Below are 16743 nucleotides of genomic sequence, written 5' to 3' on the forward strand. Positions count from 1 at the left end.
CCATCTTCCGCACCTTGACCCTGCCCATTCGCGCACCGATGACGCTGCTGCTTCTGCTGGTCAGCGTCTACATGGGAGCCCATTGGATGGTGGCCCACCAGCAGCTCCCTGGCGGGGAGGAAGCGCGGGCGGCCTGGTTGGTCTATGGGCTGTACTGGCCCTTCCAGTGCCTGCAGACCGTGCTCGTGGTGATGGTCTGCACCATCCCCGATCTGCTGCTGCGCCAGTTGTCGCTGCTGATGTCCTCCAGCAAGGTGACCACCCTGGTGGTGACCCTGCTCCTGGTGATCACAGGAGGCCTTTACCTGCTCCACCTCAATGTGCTCGCCGACGTGGCGATATTGGCCAGTGCCGTTCTGCTGGCCCGCCTCGATCTGGCCCGATTGCGCGTGGTGCCTCCTCCGTTGCTGGGGGCCACCACCCTGAGCTTTTTGGTGTTGGCGGGCATGGGGGTGGGGGCCCATCTTCAGGCCGAGAACCTGATCAAGGCCATCTAGCAGCTGGGTTCTTTGTCCCTCTGTAGGTAGCTCCAACGGTTCCCGAGCACCTTTTTGACATACAACCGCGTTTCCGGGTAAGGGATCGCTTCCACCCAGAGCTCGGGATGCTGCCGGAGCAGAGGGCTGATCCAGCCCTCAACGGCTCCGGGGCCAGCGTTGTAGCTCGCCACCGCCAGCAGAGGGTTGTCCTGCCAGCGGGCGAGCAAGTGGCGCAGGTATCGGGCCCCGAGGGGCACGTTGGTCACGGGGTCCTTGAGGGCTTCCAGGGAGAGCGGCCGGCCGGCCAGCTCGGCGGCGGTTTCCGGCATCAGCTGCATCAGGCCCACGGCCCCGACCGAGGAGCGCACTGCTGGGGTGAACCGCGATTCCTGCAGGGCCACCGCCAACAGCAACGCCGGATCCACCTGCTCGCGGAGGCCCGCGTCCAGGAACAGGCGCTCGAAGCGCACCGGGTGGAGGTCATGGTCGAACCCTTGCCGGGTCTGACAGCTGCCCGCGGGGAGTCGCAGGTGGGCCTGTTCCAGTTGGACCAAACCTGTCCAGTCATCCCCCACGCCCTGGCGCAGCCGTCCCTCCACCCCCAGCTCGGCGGGGGTGGTCAGGGGCTGGTTGCGGCGCCGGTCGCGCCAGCGTTCCCAGGCCTCCAGGGGTTGATCCAACCGCCAGAGTTCATCCAGCACGACGCCGCCACTGGCCAACGGCCTCCACGGGGTAGGCGCCAGGGCGTGCAGCTTCGGGGGCTTCAGCGCCTTGGCCTGGCCCAGCTGCAGGGCCGCCCGCCAGCCGTAGTAGCCATTGGGGGCCACCTGAAGCAGTTGCTCCCAGGTGGTCCGAGCGGCCGGCTCCTGGCCCAGCTGCCGCAGCACATAACCCAGCCAGAACTGCTGGCGGGCCGCCAGGGGGGCCGCCAGCTGGGCTGGCTCGAGTCGGCGCAGCACCTCGGCGGCCTCGGTCCACTGGCCCTTGAGCAACCGCTCCCGGGCCAGCTCCCACTGCAGATCCCAGCTGGCGGGATCCCGGGGCCAGCGCCGCAGCACGGTCCGCCAATCCGCCCGTTGCTCCAGCACCAACCTCGCCTGCACAGGGGCCGTCGCCCGCAGCCGGGCCGGCAGCTGGGCGAGCCGCGCCAGGGCGGTTGGCCCGTCCTGCTGGCTGAGGAGCCGGGTGGCCTCGAGGGCCTGGGGCGACTGCGGCCAGCGTTGGGCCAGGGCCAGCAGCCGCCGCTCCCCCTCCTGCTTCCGGGGGGCATCGGCCTTGAGCAGGGCCTTGCCAAGGGTCATGGCCCCGTCGGCCACCAGCCCCTCCTCGGGGCCCAGGCAGTCGAGGGCCGTGGCGCCATCCCCCAGTTCTGCGAAGGCCAGCGCCAACGTTCGCCGCTCTCCTGGCGTCAGGCCCGGTGCCTTGGCGCTGCAGGCGTGGCGCAGCCGTGGCTCAGCGCCTGGCCAGCGCGGGCCCCAGCGGGCCAGATGCAGAGCCCCCTCTCGCTCTGGGCCTGGCGACGGCCCCAGTTCAACGGCGGCGGCCAGGGCGGCCGGATGCGCCGGAAAGCGGCGCAGCAACAGGAGTCGCTGGGTCGGCGTTTGCCGGCCGAGGGCGTAGAGGGCGTCGGCGCTGGCGGGATCCTGGGGGAAGCGCTGCAGCACTGCGCCCCAGAGGGCCTTGGCCTCGGTGCCGCGGCCCAGGCGCTCGGTCGCCAGGGCTTGAAGTTTCAGGGCCACGGCCGCCAGGGGGCTTGAACCCCAGCCCTGCCCCGCCAGCAACCGCCGTTGGGCCTTTGGGTCCCCCTGGGCCCGGGCCACCAGCAGCAAGCTGGCCTCGCGGCGCCGCTGCGGGTCCACCTCGCCGTGGCGCACCCAGCTCAGCTGTCGGCCTGGGCTGGCTGGGGTGAGCGCTGCTCGCTGCTGCAGGGCCCAGCGGCCGGCCAGCAGCAACGCCAGGCTGCCGGCGCAGGTGAGGGCGATCAGCAGGGGCCCCTGGCGCTGGGCCGTGGGGGCGGGCGGTTCGCTCACGCGGTTCTTGGCAGTGTTGGCATTCTGGGGAGCCGCGATCGCACCCCGATGCCCCTGCCCCCGGCCCTGAGCGATCGACTGCCCCCCTGGCTGGGCCGCCTGCCCGGGGCTTCCCAGCGCCGCCGCGCCCTGATGGTGTTAGCGACCGCCGGGCTGGTGCTGCTGCTGCGCTCCTGGTGGCCGCTGCTTCTACTGCCCGGCTGGGTGGTGGGCGGCCTGCTGCTCTGGGCGGTGATCGAGTTGTTGCGCTGGGCCTGGTGGCCCAGGCGCTGGCGTTGAGCTCCTGGGGCTCCGGTGGGTCGGCTTAGCCTCATCGCCAGCCGAGCCGCCGCGATGCCCGATCTGCCTCCCCCGCCGGTGGGTCCCCCCTTGGGACCGGCCGTCGCGGGCTTCGGCACCGACGGCATCCGCGGCCGGGTGGGCACCCAGCTCACCCCCGCCCTGGCCCTGCAGGTGGGCTACTGGTGCGGCCAGGTGTTGCCGCCCCAGGGTCCGGTGGTGCTGGGCTCCGATTCGCGCACCAGCGGCCCGATGGTGGTGGCGGCGCTGAGCGCCGGGCTGAGCGCGGCCGGGAGGGAGGTCTGGGATCTGGGGCTTTGCCCCACCCCGGCGGTGCCCGGCACGATCCGGCGCCAGGGGGCGGCCGGTGGCCTGATGGTCTCCGCCAGCCACAACCCCCCCCACGACAACGGCATCAAGGTGTTCGGCGCCTCCGGCGCCAAGCTCGATCGCACGCAGCAGCAGGCGATCGAGGCCGGCCTGCGGGGGGAGTCCAGCGCCGAGTTGGTCCCTCTGGCGGAGCTGAGCTGCGGCGCCGTGCGCGACCGCCGCGACCTGCTGGGCGACTACCGCGAGGGCCTGATCGCCAGCGCCTGTGGCCGGCGGCTGGAGGGGGCAAAGATCGTGCTCGATCTCTGCTGGGGCTCGGCCACGGCCTGCGGCGCCGAGGTCTTCGAGGCCCTCGGGGCCGACCTGACGGTGCTGCACGGTGTCCCCGATGGCCGCCTGATCAATGTGGGCTGCGGCAGCACCCACCTGGAGGCCCTGCGGCGGGCCGTGCTGGAGCGGGGGGCGGCCATGGGCTTCGCCTTCGATGGCGACGCCGATCGCATGCTGGCGGTGGACGGCCAGGGCCGGGTGGTGGATGGGGATCAGATCCTCTACCTCTGGGGCGGCGCCCTGCTGGAGGCGGACCAGTTGCCGGACAACCGGCTGGTGGCCACGGTGATGTCCAATCTGGGCTTCGAGCGTGCCTGGGAGCAGCGGGGTGGTGTGCTTGAGCGCACCGCCGTGGGCGATCAGTACGTCCATGCCGCCATGGAAAGCTCCGGCGCGGCCCTGGGCGGGGAGCAATCGGGTCACATCCTCTCGGCCCGCCACGGCATGAGCGGCGATGGGCTGCTCACGGCCCTCCAGGTGGCCACGCTGATCGCAGGCAGGGGAGGTTCCCTCGCAGACTGGCTGGACACCAGCTTCAGGCCCTACCCCCAGATCCTGTTGAACGTCACCGTTCCCGATCGCCAGCGGCGCCAGCAGTGGCAGAGCTGCGAACCCCTGCGCGCCGCCGTTGAGCAGGCCGAGGCCTCGATGGCGGGATCCGGACGGGTGCTGGTGCGGGCCAGTGGCACCGAGCCCCTGCTGCGGGTGATGGTGGAGGCCGCTCAGCAGCGGGAGGTGGAGCACTGGTCACGCCACCTGGCGGACCTGGCCGATGCGAGCCTCAACCGCAGCTGAGCAGGGCAGTGGCCACCTGCAAGGCCCCCGCCAGGGCATCGTCCGTGGGTTCCTTGAGCCGTGAGGCGGGCAGGGCTCTCTGGAGCGCGGCCGCGAAACAGCTCCTGAGCTGATCCAGGTGCGTGAGCGCCCCACCCGTGGGGAAAACGGCAGGGGCCTCCAGTTCCAGATGCCCAGCCACCCCGGCAACCAGCCGCACCAGAGCGTTGGCGGAGTGTTGAACGATCGCCAGGGCCCCTGGATCGCCCTCGGCCGCCAGCCGGTTCACGGCCGGGGCCAGGCGGGCAAAACCGGCGGGCGCAAAGCCGGGCGTCACCACCTGGGCTTTGATCCACTGGCCCGTGATCGCGGCTCCGGTGATCCCCTCGGCGTCCGCCAGGGCCGCCCAGAGACGCGCGCGCAGGGGGCTCTCCGGCAGGCGCCCGTCGGCCATGCGCAGGCTCAGGGCCAGGCCATCGCGGCCCAGGTCCATGGCTGATCCGGCCCCATCGAGTTGCCAGCCCCAACCGCCGCAGCGGTGCTCGCGGCCGTGGCCGTCCTGCCCCAGGGCGATCGAGCCCGTGCCGCTGATCACCAGGATGCCCGCCCCGTGGCCGCAGGCCCCCAGCAGGGCCGTGCGCTCATCACCGCTGGCCCGCACCCGCTCCAGCGGCACCCCCAGGGCGGTGGCGATCAGGGCCTGGCCCCGCTGCTCCAGGTCGGTGCCGGCCTCAAGGCCGCTGGCCCCCACGGCGGCGGCCCCCAGGGCCAGACAACCATCCGAGCCTTCTTCGAGCGCACCGCGGGCGGCGGCATAGCTGAGGCGCAGGGCGGCCAGGAACCGCTCCTCGCCCCCGCTGGCCGCCAGATGGCTGATCCCTGGGCCTTCACCGCTGGCCACCGGCTGGATCAGGCCGTCGGTCGTCACCAGGGCAAGGCGACAACTGGTGTGGGTCTGGCCGGCATCGAAGCCAGCGATCAGGTGCTCCATGGGCCCAGGGCAGTGGTGAGCGGCGGCGGGATGGGCTCAGGCTTCCCTGGCGGAGCGAACGGTTGACGCCAGCGTGGCCAGGCAGAACCAGCCGGTGAGCTGCACCTCCGGGCGGAAGAAGATCGTGTCGGCGATCCCCTGCGTTCCCAATCCCGCGATCGCCGCCAGGGCCGCCAGGGCGGGCAGGGCGAAGGCCGCCTCTCCCTTGAGCTGAGCGAGGGCGAGGCGCACGCTGGTCCAGAGCAGGCCCAGCACCGCCAGCAGCCCGGGAAGGCCCCCTTCCACCAGCAGTTCCAGGGGCACCGAGTAGGCGCTCAGGGCGTTGAACTTGGGCTGCTGATAGAGGGGATAGATCGCGTTGAAGGCCTTGTTGCCTGGGCCGATGCCCAGCCAGGGCCGGTCGTAGATCATTTCGATCACCGCATTCCAGACGTTCACCCGGAAGTTGTTGGAGCTGTCCTCGCGGCCCACCACAAGGCTGAGCAGACGAATCCGCAGCGGTTCCACCAGGGCGACCGCCACCACCAGGGCCGCCACCGCCAGCAGCAGCAGCAGCAGTGGCAGCAGGCGCCGCCAGAGGGGCGGCCAGTGGCGGGTGGAGCGCAGCACCAGCAGCAGGGCGATCATCCCGAGGGAGGCCACCATGCCAAGCCAGCCGCCACGGCTATAGCTCAGGTAGGTGGCGGCGGCGCCCAGCACCAGGGAGGTGAGGGCGAACAGGCGCAGGGCGGGCCGCTTCCAGCGGATCAGGGCCACCACCGCCAGGGGGAGGATCGGCAGCAGGTAGCCCGCCAGCAGGTTGGGGTTCTCCAGGGGTCCGTAGATGCGGATCGTGCCGTCGGCCACGGAGTTCGGGTCGGCCCAGCGGGCCAGTTCACCGGTGTCGCCGTAGAGCTGGCGGATCCCGATCACAGCCGAGGCCAGCTGGCCCGCGAGCAGGGCCGCCACGATCCGGTCCCACCAGATTGGCGCCTCCGCCAGCAGCTGGCGCATCAGTGCATAGACCCCCAGGTAGCTCACCAGCTTGAACAGCCCCTGCAGGGCTTCCTTGGGCACCGGCGAGAAGCCGGTGGCGAGCACGCTCACCCCGAGCGCCAGGAGCAGCCAGCCACTGATCGCTCCGATCGGCCCCGGCGGGGTGCGCAGGGCCCAGAGCACCCAGAGCAAGCCTGAGGCCAGGATCAGCAGAGTCAGGCCCCCACGGGTGACCAGAGGCATACCCGCCATGAGAGCGCAGAGCACCAATCCCGCCACAGTGGGGAGTTGGCGAGCCAAGGGCCCCTCGGAGGATCCGGTCAGCAACCCTTGCCAGCGCAGCAGTAGGGGGACAGGTGCGGGAGCGGGGGACATTCAGGCGTTGGAGGGGGCCACGGCGGCCAAGGCCAACGTGGGTGTGGCGGGATTATCGGCGGCCTCGCGGGCGGCCTCCAGGGTGGCCAGGTCGCAAAGGGGCTGCGTGTTGCGGCGGTAGAGCACCCGGTACACGGGCAGCCCCTGGGCATGCACGTGCTGTTCCCGCTCGGTGGCCACCGCCAGGGGGTTGTCTGGCCGCCAGGGACGGCTGTCAGTGGCGGGCCGATCGAAACAGCCGCTGGCCTCGATCAGGGACACCATCGGCTCGATCACACCGAGCACGTCGCTCTGCACAAACAGCTCCCCCGCCGATGCCCCTCCCTCCAGCGCCGCGGTGAAGGCCCGCAGCAGCGCCGGTTGCAACACCCGCCGTTTGTGGTGCTTTCGCTTGAACCAGGGATCGGGAAACTGAAGGCTGATGCGCCTCAGCAGGCCGCTCGGTAGTGCCCCCAGCCAGTCCTGAAGGTTGACGTTGGCGTTACAGAACAAAAAGCGCAGGTTGGTCAGCCCCAGGGCGAGGCGATCCGCTTCGGCGGCCCCCACCAGGCCGCGGCGGATCTCCACCCCCAGAAAATTCTGCTCGGGAAAGCGTTGGGCCATCGCCAGCAGGAAGCGTCCGCGGGCGCAGCCCACATCCAGATGCAGCGGTTGCTCCGGCGCAGCGAACAGCTGCGCGGGGGACGGCAGGAGCAGAGGCTGCTGATAGAGCCGGCTCAGGGGGTTGACGTGCTGACGCACCACGGGCTCAGGTCCCTTGGCTGGCGTCGTGCACCAGGAAACCCCAGCTGGCGGTGTAGCCGTGCAACTGGGTGCTGCCCGCCAGGGGGCCGATCTCGCCGTTGCAGAAGGCCCCGGCGATCGGCAGTTCTGCAAACAGGGCCCGGGCCACGCTCACATCCCCGTCGGGCTCGCCGTAGAGCCCCCGGCCCCGGCCCAGGCAGGCAAACAGCAGGGCCAGCAACGGTTGGGGCTCCCGTTGCTGTTGGCTCGCGAGCAGGTGCTGGAGTTCCGCCTTCGAGGCGGCGGCGTCCCGCAGCTGGAACTGCACCTGCTGGCCCACCCGCATGCGCTCGGCCACGGCCACGGCGCCATTGCGTGGGTCGACCCCCAGCAGGTTGCGCACCAGAAAGGCGTCATCGCCTTTGCTGCCCTGGAGGCTGAAGGCGTTCTGCGCCACCCCCAGGAAGAGGGAGTGGCGCACCAATTCCCGTTCGCTCGGGGTCAGGGTCTCCAGGATCGTCTGCAGGCAGCCCACGGGTGTGTTGCGCTGGTCACCGGCGCTCAATTGCAGCACCACGTTGCGCTCGGCCCGCTCCACTTCAAACACCGGTCCGATCGGCCGGCAGCCTTGGGCCACCACAGGGTCCAGGCGCCAGGACCCGCCGATCATGCAGCCCACGGCGCCGCAATGCACCCGATCATCCAGCAGCAGCGAGCCATGGTTGGCGCTGTGCCCTCCGGCGATACCCCCCACTTTGGGCAGCCCAGGGAAGGCGTAATCCAGCCCATTGATCAGGTCGTTAAGCCCGGAGCTGGTGGGATCGACGAACAGCAGCATGGATCGCCCCAGGGCGGGGTCGGCTCCGACCCAATCGATCCAGGGCTGGACGGCCCCATCGAGATCGGGAAGCCGGTCGGTGTCGAGGGCGAAGGTCTGAAGTTCGGCGCCCGGGAGCCGCAGCAGCGTGACTCCAAGGGCGGGCTGCCGCTCCAGTTCGTGGCTGGCACCTCCTGCGTCTGTGACCACCACGCCCGCTCCGGCACAGCCGATCCACTGGCGGGCGTGCAGGCGCGCGCGCAGCAGGGGCAGCAGCCGAGGCAGGTCGCTGGCGTAGCTGGTGGAGCAGAACACCAGGGCGAGATCGGCGGGCCGCTCGCCGCTGAACTCCCGGCAGTCGAGGTCGCGCCCCAAGGCTGCCACGGCCGTCTCCAGAGAGGCGTCGCTGGCGGTGGCAGTGCGGCAGAGGGCCGACTCGCCATCCGCTCGCCGCCAGGAAAGCAAGGGGAACGGAACCATGGGCGGACCCTACTGCTGCAGGGCGCCACAGATAATGGCGCCTTCCCGAACCACAGCTGTGCCGGATCTGCTCTATCGCACCCTGGTGTGGCTTGATTACCGCCTGGCGGTTGTGTTCGCTGTCGGACTGCCGTTGGTGCTGCTGATCTGGGCCGTCGTGCGCCGGGAAGGGGCGATGCAGCGCCTGCTGACGATCTACTGGAAGGTGGCCAGCCTGCTGGTGGTCACCGTGCTGTTGATGACCGACGGCAAACCCCTGGGCTATCTGCTGGGGGTGGTGGCCCAGCTGCTGATCATCAGCTCGCTGTGGTTCTGGGTCGACATCAACGAGGAACTGGCTGATCTGCCCCCCTGGCGCCCGTTGCCGTTCACCGTGCGGGCCTGGCGCTGGGGGCTCACCGTGTTCGCTTCGATCGGTGCAGGCTTCAGCGCCACCGCCCTGGGCTGCGCCTGGGGTCCGGTGTCGCGGCCCGCTTGCCAGGTGTGGTTGGAGGCCCCCAAGGGACTCAACGTGGGATTGACCCGTGTGTTTGATTTCGTTTTCGGGGCCGATTGGACGCCGCCCTTTGCCGCCTTCGTGGGCTACCTGGGTCTGGTGGCCTATGTGGTGGGTCTGTTGCAGTGGCTGCTGGTGCGGTTGCCGAAGCAGGGGCGCGTGGCCGGGGAGTTCTGATGCTGGCGGCCCTCGAATCGATCAGCCGTGGGCGTCCCGATCGGGTGCTGCGGCTCCGGGGCACCCTGCCCGCTGCGGACGATGGGGCGAGCGAAGCCTTTGAGCTGCTCATCTTCCGGGGGGTTTCCAGCAGCGTGACCCACCCCACGGCTTTCGATCCCGACCAGCCGGCCCTTCCCGAAGGAGCGGAGATCAGTGGCGCCGAGCTGCTGGAGGCTCCGCTGCGATCGGGGGCCGAGCGGATCTTGGCGGGGCCCATGGCCGCTGGGCCGTTCCTGGATCCTGCTGCCTGGGTTTAGCCGAGGATCTGCGCCACCAACCTCAGCTCAGCACCCCGATGCAACGGCCGCAGAGCAGGGGATGGGCGGGATGGTGGCCCACATCGGATTCGATGTGCCAGCAGCGCTCGCACTTGCAGCCCTCGGCTTGGGCGATGCGCACCGTGAGGCCTTCTTCGCTGGCTTCGGCCAGGGGGGTGGCGATCGGCTCACCCCCCAGCGTCAGCTTCGACACCAGCAGCCAGTCGGCCAGGTTGTCCACCTCGGGGTTGGGGCTGGCCTGCAGCCAGGTCAGGGCCATCCTCCAGGGCTCACCGGCTGTCCCTTCCTCGATCACCAGATGCACGTTTGCCTCGAGCGAGGAGCCGATCGCCCCCTGGTTGCGGGCTCCCTCCAGCTGACGGTTCACCTGGGCGCGCAGCTCCCGCAGCCGTGCCACCGCCCCAAGCCTCGCCGTTGCCTCCTCTCCGTCGCCAAGCCAGCGCCCGTTGGCGGGAACGGTGGGCCAGCCGCGCTCGAACACCGAGCGCTCTGCCACGGGGTAGGGCAGGTTCTGCCAGATGTCCTCGGCCATGTGGCTGAGCACCGGGGCGATCAGCCCCGCCAACCGCTCCACCACCAGCGAGAGCACCGTCTGGCAGGTGCGGCGCCGGAACGACGAAGCGCCGCTCACATAGAGCCTGTCCTTGGCGATGTCGAGGTAGAAGTTGGAGAGGTCGACGACGCAGAAGTTCTGCAGCGCCTGGAAAAAGCGGTAAAACTCGAAGCTTTCGAAATGACCGCCCACCTCACCGATCAGCAGGGCGGTGCGCTGCAGCATCCAGCGGTCCAGCAGGGGTAGATCGGCGATCGCCACGGCATCACCGCCTTCGCTGATGGGCCGCGGGTCGAAGTCGTGGAGGTTGCCGAGCAGGTAGCGGGCGGTGTTGCGCACCTTGCGGTAGACATCCGCCAGCTGCTTGACGATTCCCGGCCCCAGGGGCACGTCGGCGGAATAGTCGACCGAACTCACCCACAGCCGCAGCACATCGGCGCCATAGGCAGGCTCCTGCTTCTCGTTCTTCCCCCCCTCGACGAGCACCGCCGGATCGACGACGTTGCCCAGTGATTTGCTCATCTTGCGGCCCTTCTCATCGAGGGTGAAGCCATGGGTGAGCACGCGCCGGTAGGGGGCGGTGCCGTTGACGGCCACCGAGGTGAGCAGGCTGGATTGGAACCAGCCCCGGTGCTGGTCGGAGCCCTCCAGGTAGAGGTCGGCGGGGTAGTTGAGGCCCTCTCCCAGGCCACGGCCGTCGCGGAGGCCCCCGAGCACGCCGGCCCAGGAGGAGCCTGAGTCGAACCACACATCCATGGTGTCGGTGCCCTTGCGCCACTGCGCCGCCTCGGCGGCCCGATCCGGCGGCAGCAGCTCGGCCTCGCCCCGCTCCCACCAAATGTCCGAGCCGTGCTCGGCAATCAGTTGTTGCACGTGGGCGAGGCTGGCCTGATCGAGCAGCACCTCACCGGTGCTGCGGTGATAGAAGACCGGGATCGGCACCCCCCAGGTGCGCTGGCGCGAGATGCACCAGTCGCCCCGGTCGCGCACCATCGCCTCGATACGGTTGCGGCCGCTGGCCGGCAGCCACGCCACCTGCTCGATCGCGTCGAGGGCCTGGGCGCGGAAGCCCTCCACAGAGGCGAACCATTGTTCGGTGGCCCGGAAGATGGTGGGTTTCTTGGTGCGCCAGTCGTAGGGGTAGCGGTGGGCGTAGCGCTCCTGCTTGAGCAGGGCGCCGGCGGCCTCCAGGGCCTCGATGATCGTGCCGTTGGCGTCCTTGAGCACGTTGAGCCCTGCGAAGGGGCCGGCCTCGGCGGTGAGGGTGCCGGACTCGTCCACGGGGCAGAGCACCGCCAGGCCGTACTTCTTGCCGGTGTTGAAGTCGTCGACGCCGTGGCCGGGGGCCGTGTGCACCAGCCCCGTGCCGGTTTCGGTGGTGATGTAGTCGCCTCCGAGCACCACTGGGCTGAGGCGCTCCAGCAGCGGATGGCGGTAGTGGATCCCCTCGAGCTCGGCGCCCTTGAGCGAGACGATCGGCTCCAGTTCAAGCCCCAGCACGCCGCGAAGGCTCTCCACCAGCTCGGCGGCCACGATCAGCTGACGGGCTGATCCAGCGCCTGCGGCATCGCCCACCACCCGGCAGACGGCGTAGTCGAGGGCGCCGTTCACCGACACCGCCAGGTTGGCGGGCAGGGTCCAGGGGGTGGTGGTCCAGATGGCCACGGCGAGGGCACCGGCCTCGGTGGCGACGCCGGCAGCCGCCAGCTTCGAGCCCAGTGCCGCCGGCACCGCCGTCACCGGAAAGGCCACGTAGACGCTGGGGGAGGTGTGGCCGTCGGGATACTCCAGTTCGGCCTCGGCCAGGGCGGTGCGGGAACTGGGGCTCCAGTGCACGGGCTTGAGGCCCCGGTAGATATGGCCCGCCAGCACCATGCGGCCGAACACCTCGATCTGGGCGGCCTCGTAGGACTTGTCCAGAGTCAGGTAGGGGCGTTCCCAATCGGCCCAGATGCCCCAGCGCTCAAAGCCCGCCTTCTGGATCGCCACCTGCTCGCGGGCGTAGGCCTGGGCCTTTTCGCGCAGGGAGGTGGGGGTGAGCGCCTGGCGCTCGTCGCTGCTCAGGCTCTGGAGCACCTTGAGTTCGATCGGCAGCCCGTGGCAGTCCCAGCCGGGCACGAACCGGGCCCGCTTGCCTTGCAGCAGGGCGTGCTTGTTGATGATGTCCTTGAGGATCTTGTTGAGAGCGTGGCCCACGTGCAGGGCCCCGTTGGCGTAGGGGGGACCGTCGTGGAGCGTGAAGGTCGCGCCGGGATTGTCGCGGCTCAGCTGTTCGTACAGGCCCCACTCCGCCCACAGGGCCTGCAGTTCCGGCTCGCGCACCTTCGCGTTGGCCCGCATCCCGAAGGGCGTCTGCAGCAGGTTCAGCGTGTCCTTGTAGGAGACCGGGCTGGCGGTCACGGCGCCGGGGGCAGCAAGTGGGGATTATCGACCCTGGGGTGGGCAGGACCCGCTTCCCGCTTGGGGGTTCAGCCTGCGTTGGCCTGGTCCGGGTGTTCCACCGGGTCCGCTTCTGGGCCGTTGTGGGCCTCGATCAGGGCAGCGATGGCGGCAAAGGAACTCACCTCGACGGTGTCGGGCTCACGGCTGGTTTGCTGGTTCTGCTCGATGGCGGCGGCCCTTGGTGCAGCCTCCCCAGCCTCCGCGGTGTCGGCGCCGCTTTCGTTGTAATCCGCGACCGGTGGCGCATGAACCGCTTCGGTTTCCGGCCGCACCCAGCGCTTGGCGGCGGCCTTCGGCTGGGGCGCGAGGGCCCGGCGCAGTTGTGCGGCGGCCTGGGCCCCCTGGCCCAGCAGCAGGCCCAGGCTTGAGGCCAGTTCCGAGAGGCCCGTGCGCCAGCGCTCGCTCGAGGTCAGCCGTTGTTGCTCCTCGGGGCTGAGCTGAGACCAGCGCAGCTGCACCACCTCCGTTCCCAGTCGGCCGATCAGCAGTCCACCGCAGAGCACCGCCAGCATCGGCGCGCCCGTGAGCCGGTCGGCGCTGGTGACCAGCACCAGCCCCAGCAGCAGTACGACGGCGCCCCAGAAGGCATCGCGGGGGCGGCTCAACTCGTTGGCCAGCAGGGGGAGCAGCAGGGCCAGCACACCCAGCAGTAACGCCAGGGTGCCGCCGACGGTGGCCAGCATGGATTCGCGGAGCGCTTGTCCGCCATTCTGAGTCGGTCCCTACAGTCGGCGCCTGCCCACCTGGCGGAATTGGTAGACGCGCTGGTTTTAGGTACCAGTGGCTTAGGTCGTGGGGGTTCAAGTCCCCCGGTGGGCATCGAACGGTTTCTCCTTATGGTGGTTCGGCGATTGGTTGGCAGGTGCGACTCCGGGCGATGACGCAAGCACTGCACACCGCTCCTGATCTGTCCCCAGTCCTCGACCAGCTTCCCCATGGGCAGCGCTCGGTGCCGCGGGAGTTCCTTGATGCGCCTTCCCCCTGGAATCCCACGGTGGGCCTGTTCCTGGGGGGCTATGGCCTGGCGGCTCTGACGATCTGGGGCTGGTTCGTGGGCGGCTGGCCCCTGCCGGCGCTCCTGGCCACGGGTTTTCTGGCCATGCACCTGGAGGGCACCGTCCTCCACGACGCTTGCCATAACGCCGCCCACCCCCATCGTTTCTGGAACGCGCTGATGGGCCACGGCTCGGCGTTTCTGCTGGGCTTCAGTTTTCCGGTGTTCACCCGGGTGCATCTGCAGCACCACGCCCATGTGAACGATCCCAAGAACGACCCCGACCACATCGTGTCCACCTTCGGGCCGCTGTGGCTGATCGCCCCTCGGTTTTTCTATCATGAAGTGTTCTTTTTCCGCCGCCGCCTGTGGCGCCATAACGAGCTGTTGGAGTGGGGGCTGGCCCGGGGCCTGTTCCTGGCGATCGTGATCGCTTCGATCAAGTACGGCTTCATCGATTTCGTCTTCAACTGCTGGTTCGCCCCTGCCCTGATGCTGGGGGTCACCCTTGGGCTGTTCTTCGACTACCTGCCCCACCGGCCGTTCCAGTCGCGCAACCGCTGGCATAACGCCCGGATTTACCCCGGCAGGCTGATGAACCTGCTGATCCTGGGCCAGAATTACCATCTGGTGCACCATCTCTGGCCCTCGATTCCCTGGTTTGAGTACCAGGCGGCCTACAGGGCCACCAAGCCCCTGCTCGATGCCAAGGGCTCACCCCAGCGGCTGGGCATCTTCGAGAGCCGCACCGACACCCTCAACCTGCTCTACGACATCCTGCTGGGCATCCGCAGCCACCGTCGGCGGCGCAGCAAACTGCGTCCCTTGGCGGCGTTGATGCCCAGTTTCCGCGCCCGGCGTCATGTGCTCGAACTGTTGCATCGCACGGCGGTGTCGCCCCTGCGCTGAGCCCATCTGCACCGAGTTTCTGAGGTGGTTCAGTCCGCCAGGATCTTGGGCACCCGGAAGAAGTCCCCTTCCCGCTGGGGGGCCTGGTCGAGCAGGGCCTCGCGCACCGGGGTCGGCTCCACCAGGTCCTCCCGGGTGGTGTTGACCACCTCCACGGCCCGGGTGGTGGGAGGCACCCCGGCGGTGTCCACCTGCTCCAGGTGGGCCACGTACTCCAGGATCCGCTCCAGCTGGCCGGTGTAGGTGGCGATCTTTTCTTCGGGAAGATCCAGGCGGGCCAAATGGGCCACCTTGCGGACGTCGTCGGCTGTGATCCTGCTCATGGCATCTCGAAGGCCCGCGCCAGGGACCGGCATCTGTGGGCGAACCTAATCGGCGGTGCTCGCCTCTTCGCCCAGGAAGCCCTCCAGATCAGCCGCCAGGGCGGTGGCCGCCTCATCGAGGAAGCGTGCCCCATGGGCCGGGGAGGCGAGAAAGGGATCGGAGCCCATTCGCCCGTCGGGGTGGCGGCGCCGGAAATCCTCAGGCCCATGGATTGGCCCGGCCGGTGCCGGCTCCGGCAGGGGGCGCTGTTTGGCCACCAGGCTGGGTTCCAGGTGCAGGGTGAGGGCGATTTCGCTGGGGGTGGCATGGTGACCCTCCCGCTCTCCGTAAAGCGCCTGGGCCGTGCGCATCACCGGGCCGGCTGTGAACCAGTTGGCCAGTTTGAAGCGCAGGCGCCCGGCGTTGGCAAGGCCGCGGCTGGCGGCCGTGGCGTGGGCCTGGGCAAAGGCCGCCCGGGCGGTGGCGATGTTGCCGCCATGGCCGTTGATCACGTAGATGCGCTCAAAGCCATGGCGCGCCAGGGACAGCACCACGTCGTGGAGCACCGCCAGCAGGGTGGAGGGCTGGAGACTGATCGTGCCGGCGAAACCCAGGTGGTGTTCGGCCATGCCGAAAGCCTGGGCGGGGGTCACGAGCACGCCGCTGCGGCGTCCTACCTCCAGGGCCACGGCCTCGGCGGTGAGGGCATCGGTGCCGATGGCGCCGGTGGGGCCGTGCTGCTCGGTGGAGCCCAGGGGCACGATCACCCCTTTCTGGTGCTCCAGGTAGGCCTCCACTTCCGGCCAGCTGCGCAGTTGCAGGCGGATCGCTTCAGTGGTGGTGGACGGGATCGGATCAGACACGGCGGGTGGTAAAGCGCGCGGACGGTTTGTACGCGAATGGAACCATCATCCCTAGGATCAGGATCGACCGGACTGGATCCGGACGGAGCCCACCAGGCACCGGAGGCCCGATGCTTCACCGCAAGCTCCAGCGCTTCTGTCATGAGAAGCGCCCGGTATGGGTGTTTGTGAAGGACCAGCAGCGCTGGATCGAACAGGCCCTCGTGATCGAACTGGAGGGAGACATGGTCACCCTGCGCTACGACGACGAAGACGACGATGAGCTGCACAGCTGGGAAGAGAGCCTGCGGCTCGATTCGATCGGTGCGGTGAGCACCAGGCTGGCCTTCTTCAGCCGCACGGCCCTCGCCGAGGACCTGGAAGTCGCCGAAGATTGCCCCGAATCAGAGCAGCTGCGCAGCCAGAGCTGAAGGTCTGGCCGGCGAGCGGATCACTGCAGCAGTGAGTGCGGCTCAGTGGGCGGTGCCGTTGCCGTCGTAGTCGTCGGTGTCGTAGTAGCCGCCACGGGTGCCGAAGAAGACCGTGGCCAGGACGAACAGGCCGCTGCCGGCCAGCAGCACCGTGCCGAGGTTGAAGCCGGAGAGCGCAAGGGACACGGAACCAGAGCGTTGATGGACGCCATTCTGGCGCGCTGCATCGACCTTTTCACTAGTGCTTATCAGGAGGGGCCTTGCCCCTTCAATAGGGGCGGTACGACTTCTCTTCGCCCAGGGCGGAGCCGTGGCGCTCGTTGAGCTGCCGTTTCAGTACCGCCCGCCGGTCGTTGGTGACGTAAACCGAGCGCGCCAAGGCAATGAACGCGGCGCCGAACTCCTGCCGGCGCTCCTGCTCGCGGATGTTGTCTTCGATCGCCCAGAGCTTCAGGTTCACCGCCTTGAGCGCCTCCCGCAGCGCCGCATCGATGGCCAGGCCTGAATCAACCAGGCTGCTGTTCAGTAGCGCCAGTTCCCTTCGCACGTTGGCCTGAGCCGTCCCCTCGAGCCGCTCGACTTTGATCTCCAGGATCGTGATCTTGTCAATCAGCTCACCCACGGAGACGGGGATCGTGATCAGGGCGGGATCAACTGCTCCCATGCCGATGGCCTCGGGGGCAAGCATCATGG

The 16743-nt window shown here is 69.4% G+C and carries 18 protein-coding genes and 1 tRNA gene; 8 read left to right on the plus strand and 11 right to left on the minus strand.

The window, feature by feature from the left end; all coding sequences use genetic code 11:
- Positions 1 to 38 precede the first annotated feature (38 nt).
- On the plus strand, positions 39 to 497 hold the full coding sequence (locus KBY88_RS07545; RefSeq protein WP_254939306.1) for a hypothetical protein: 459 nt from the start codon (positions 39 to 41) through the stop codon (positions 495 to 497).
- Here the strand turns inward: KBY88_RS07545 and KBY88_RS07550 are convergent.
- Positions 494 to 2509 carry a transglycosylase SLT domain-containing protein gene (locus tag KBY88_RS07550; RefSeq protein WP_254939307.1) on the minus strand — a complete coding sequence of 672 codons (2016 nt, stop codon included), beginning with the start codon at positions 2507 to 2509 and terminating at the stop codon, positions 494 to 496. The two genes, KBY88_RS07545 and KBY88_RS07550, sit on opposite strands and share 4 nt — an antisense overlap.
- Positions 2510 to 2557: 48 nt before the next feature.
- Between KBY88_RS07550 and KBY88_RS07555 the strand changes: the two genes are divergently transcribed.
- Together KBY88_RS07555 and glmM are read left to right on the plus strand one after the other, a co-directional pair.
- On the plus strand, positions 2558 to 2788 hold the full coding sequence (locus KBY88_RS07555) for a hypothetical protein (RefSeq protein ID WP_254939308.1): 231 nt from the start codon (positions 2558 to 2560) through the stop codon (positions 2786 to 2788).
- 54 nt (positions 2789 to 2842) lie between these two features.
- Entirely contained in the window at positions 2843 to 4243 is a 1401-nt protein-coding gene (gene glmM / locus KBY88_RS07560; RefSeq protein ID WP_254939309.1) for a phosphoglucosamine mutase, read from the plus strand.
- Here glmM and KBY88_RS07565 read toward each other — a convergent pair.
- The 4 genes from KBY88_RS07565 to KBY88_RS07580 are packed head-to-tail and all read right to left on the minus strand — an operon-like array spanning position 4230 to position 8583.
- A complete protein-coding gene (locus KBY88_RS07565) occupies positions 4230 to 5213 on the minus strand; it encodes an N-acetylglucosamine kinase (protein ID WP_254939310.1) in 984 nt (327 codons plus the stop codon). The two genes, glmM and KBY88_RS07565, sit on opposite strands and share 14 nt — an antisense overlap.
- A 36-nt stretch (positions 5214 to 5249) precedes the next feature.
- Positions 5250 to 6563, minus strand: coding sequence for an IctB family putative bicarbonate transporter (locus KBY88_RS07570; protein ID WP_254939311.1), 1314 nt, complete (start codon positions 6561 to 6563; stop codon positions 5250 to 5252).
- Positions 6564 to 7304: a tRNA (guanosine(46)-N7)-methyltransferase TrmB gene (gene trmB / locus KBY88_RS07575; protein WP_254939352.1), complete on the minus strand. Its 741-nt coding sequence runs from the start codon at positions 7302 to 7304 to the stop codon at positions 6564 to 6566.
- A 7-nt stretch (positions 7305 to 7311) separates the two neighbouring features.
- Positions 7312 to 8583: an FIST signal transduction protein gene (locus tag KBY88_RS07580; RefSeq protein WP_254939312.1), complete on the minus strand. Its 1272-nt coding sequence runs from the start codon at positions 8581 to 8583 to the stop codon at positions 7312 to 7314.
- Positions 8584 to 8641: 58 nt separating this feature from the next.
- On the opposite strand from KBY88_RS07580, the gene KBY88_RS07585 reads away from it, so the two are divergent.
- Positions 8642 to 9256 carry a DUF3177 family protein gene (locus tag KBY88_RS07585; protein WP_254939353.1) on the plus strand — a complete coding sequence of 205 codons (615 nt, stop codon included), beginning with the start codon at positions 8642 to 8644 and terminating at the stop codon, positions 9254 to 9256.
- Positions 9256 to 9555, plus strand: coding sequence for a DUF7734 family protein (locus tag KBY88_RS07590; RefSeq protein ID WP_254939313.1), 300 nt, complete (start codon positions 9256 to 9258; stop codon positions 9553 to 9555). Before KBY88_RS07585 ends, KBY88_RS07590 begins: the two co-directional genes overlap by 1 nt.
- A 22-nt stretch (positions 9556 to 9577) precedes the next feature.
- Here KBY88_RS07590 and ileS read toward each other — a convergent pair whose 3' ends face one another.
- Both ileS and KBY88_RS07600 read right to left on the minus strand, forming a co-directional pair.
- On the minus strand, positions 9578 to 12469 hold the full coding sequence (ileS, locus tag KBY88_RS07595) for an isoleucine--tRNA ligase (RefSeq protein ID WP_261348552.1): 2892 nt from the start codon (positions 12467 to 12469) through the stop codon (positions 9578 to 9580).
- A gap of 128 nt (positions 12470 to 12597) precedes the next feature.
- Positions 12598 to 13254 carry a Ycf66 family protein gene (locus tag KBY88_RS07600; RefSeq protein ID WP_254939315.1) on the minus strand — a complete coding sequence of 219 codons (657 nt, stop codon included), beginning with the start codon at positions 13252 to 13254 and terminating at the stop codon, positions 12598 to 12600.
- 54 nt (positions 13255 to 13308) lie between these two features.
- Here KBY88_RS07600 and KBY88_RS07605 point away from each other — a divergent pair.
- Both KBY88_RS07605 and crtR read left to right on the plus strand, forming a co-directional pair.
- Positions 13309 to 13390, plus strand: a tRNA-Leu gene (locus tag KBY88_RS07605).
- A gap of 58 nt (positions 13391 to 13448) precedes the next feature.
- Positions 13449 to 14474: a beta-carotene hydroxylase gene (crtR, locus tag KBY88_RS07610; protein WP_254939316.1), complete on the plus strand. Its 1026-nt coding sequence runs from the start codon at positions 13449 to 13451 to the stop codon at positions 14472 to 14474.
- 29 nt (positions 14475 to 14503) lie between these two features.
- Here crtR and gatC read toward each other — a convergent pair whose 3' ends face one another.
- A complete protein-coding gene (gene gatC, locus KBY88_RS07615) occupies positions 14504 to 14797 on the minus strand; it encodes an Asp-tRNA(Asn)/Glu-tRNA(Gln) amidotransferase subunit GatC (RefSeq protein WP_254939317.1) in 294 nt (97 codons plus the stop codon).
- 45 nt (positions 14798 to 14842) lie between these two features.
- Positions 14843 to 15640, minus strand: a complete 798-nt coding sequence (locus tag KBY88_RS07620; protein ID WP_254939318.1) for a creatininase family protein — start codon at positions 15638 to 15640, stop codon at positions 14843 to 14845.
- A gap of 110 nt (positions 15641 to 15750) precedes the next feature.
- On the opposite strand from KBY88_RS07620, the gene KBY88_RS07625 reads away from it, so the two are divergent.
- Positions 15751 to 16050: a DUF6679 family protein gene (locus KBY88_RS07625; protein WP_254939319.1), complete on the plus strand. Its 300-nt coding sequence runs from the start codon at positions 15751 to 15753 to the stop codon at positions 16048 to 16050.
- A gap of 42 nt (positions 16051 to 16092) precedes the next feature.
- On the opposite strand, the gene KBY88_RS07630 is transcribed toward KBY88_RS07625, so the two are convergent.
- A complete protein-coding gene (locus tag KBY88_RS07630; RefSeq protein ID WP_254939320.1) occupies positions 16093 to 16236 on the minus strand; it encodes a DUF8629 family protein in 144 nt (47 codons plus the stop codon).
- An 82-nt stretch (positions 16237 to 16318) separates the two neighbouring features.
- Positions 16319 to 16738 (minus strand): DUF6165 family protein, encoded by a 420-nt coding sequence (locus tag KBY88_RS07635; protein ID WP_254939321.1) that lies wholly within the window; start codon positions 16736 to 16738, stop codon positions 16319 to 16321.
- Positions 16739 to 16743 lie beyond the last annotated feature (5 nt).

The sequence above is a fragment of the Cyanobium sp. Morenito 9A2 genome (assembly GCF_024345575.1).
In the GTDB taxonomy this organism is placed as follows: Bacteria; Cyanobacteriota; Cyanobacteriia; order PCC-6307; family Cyanobiaceae; genus ATX-6F1.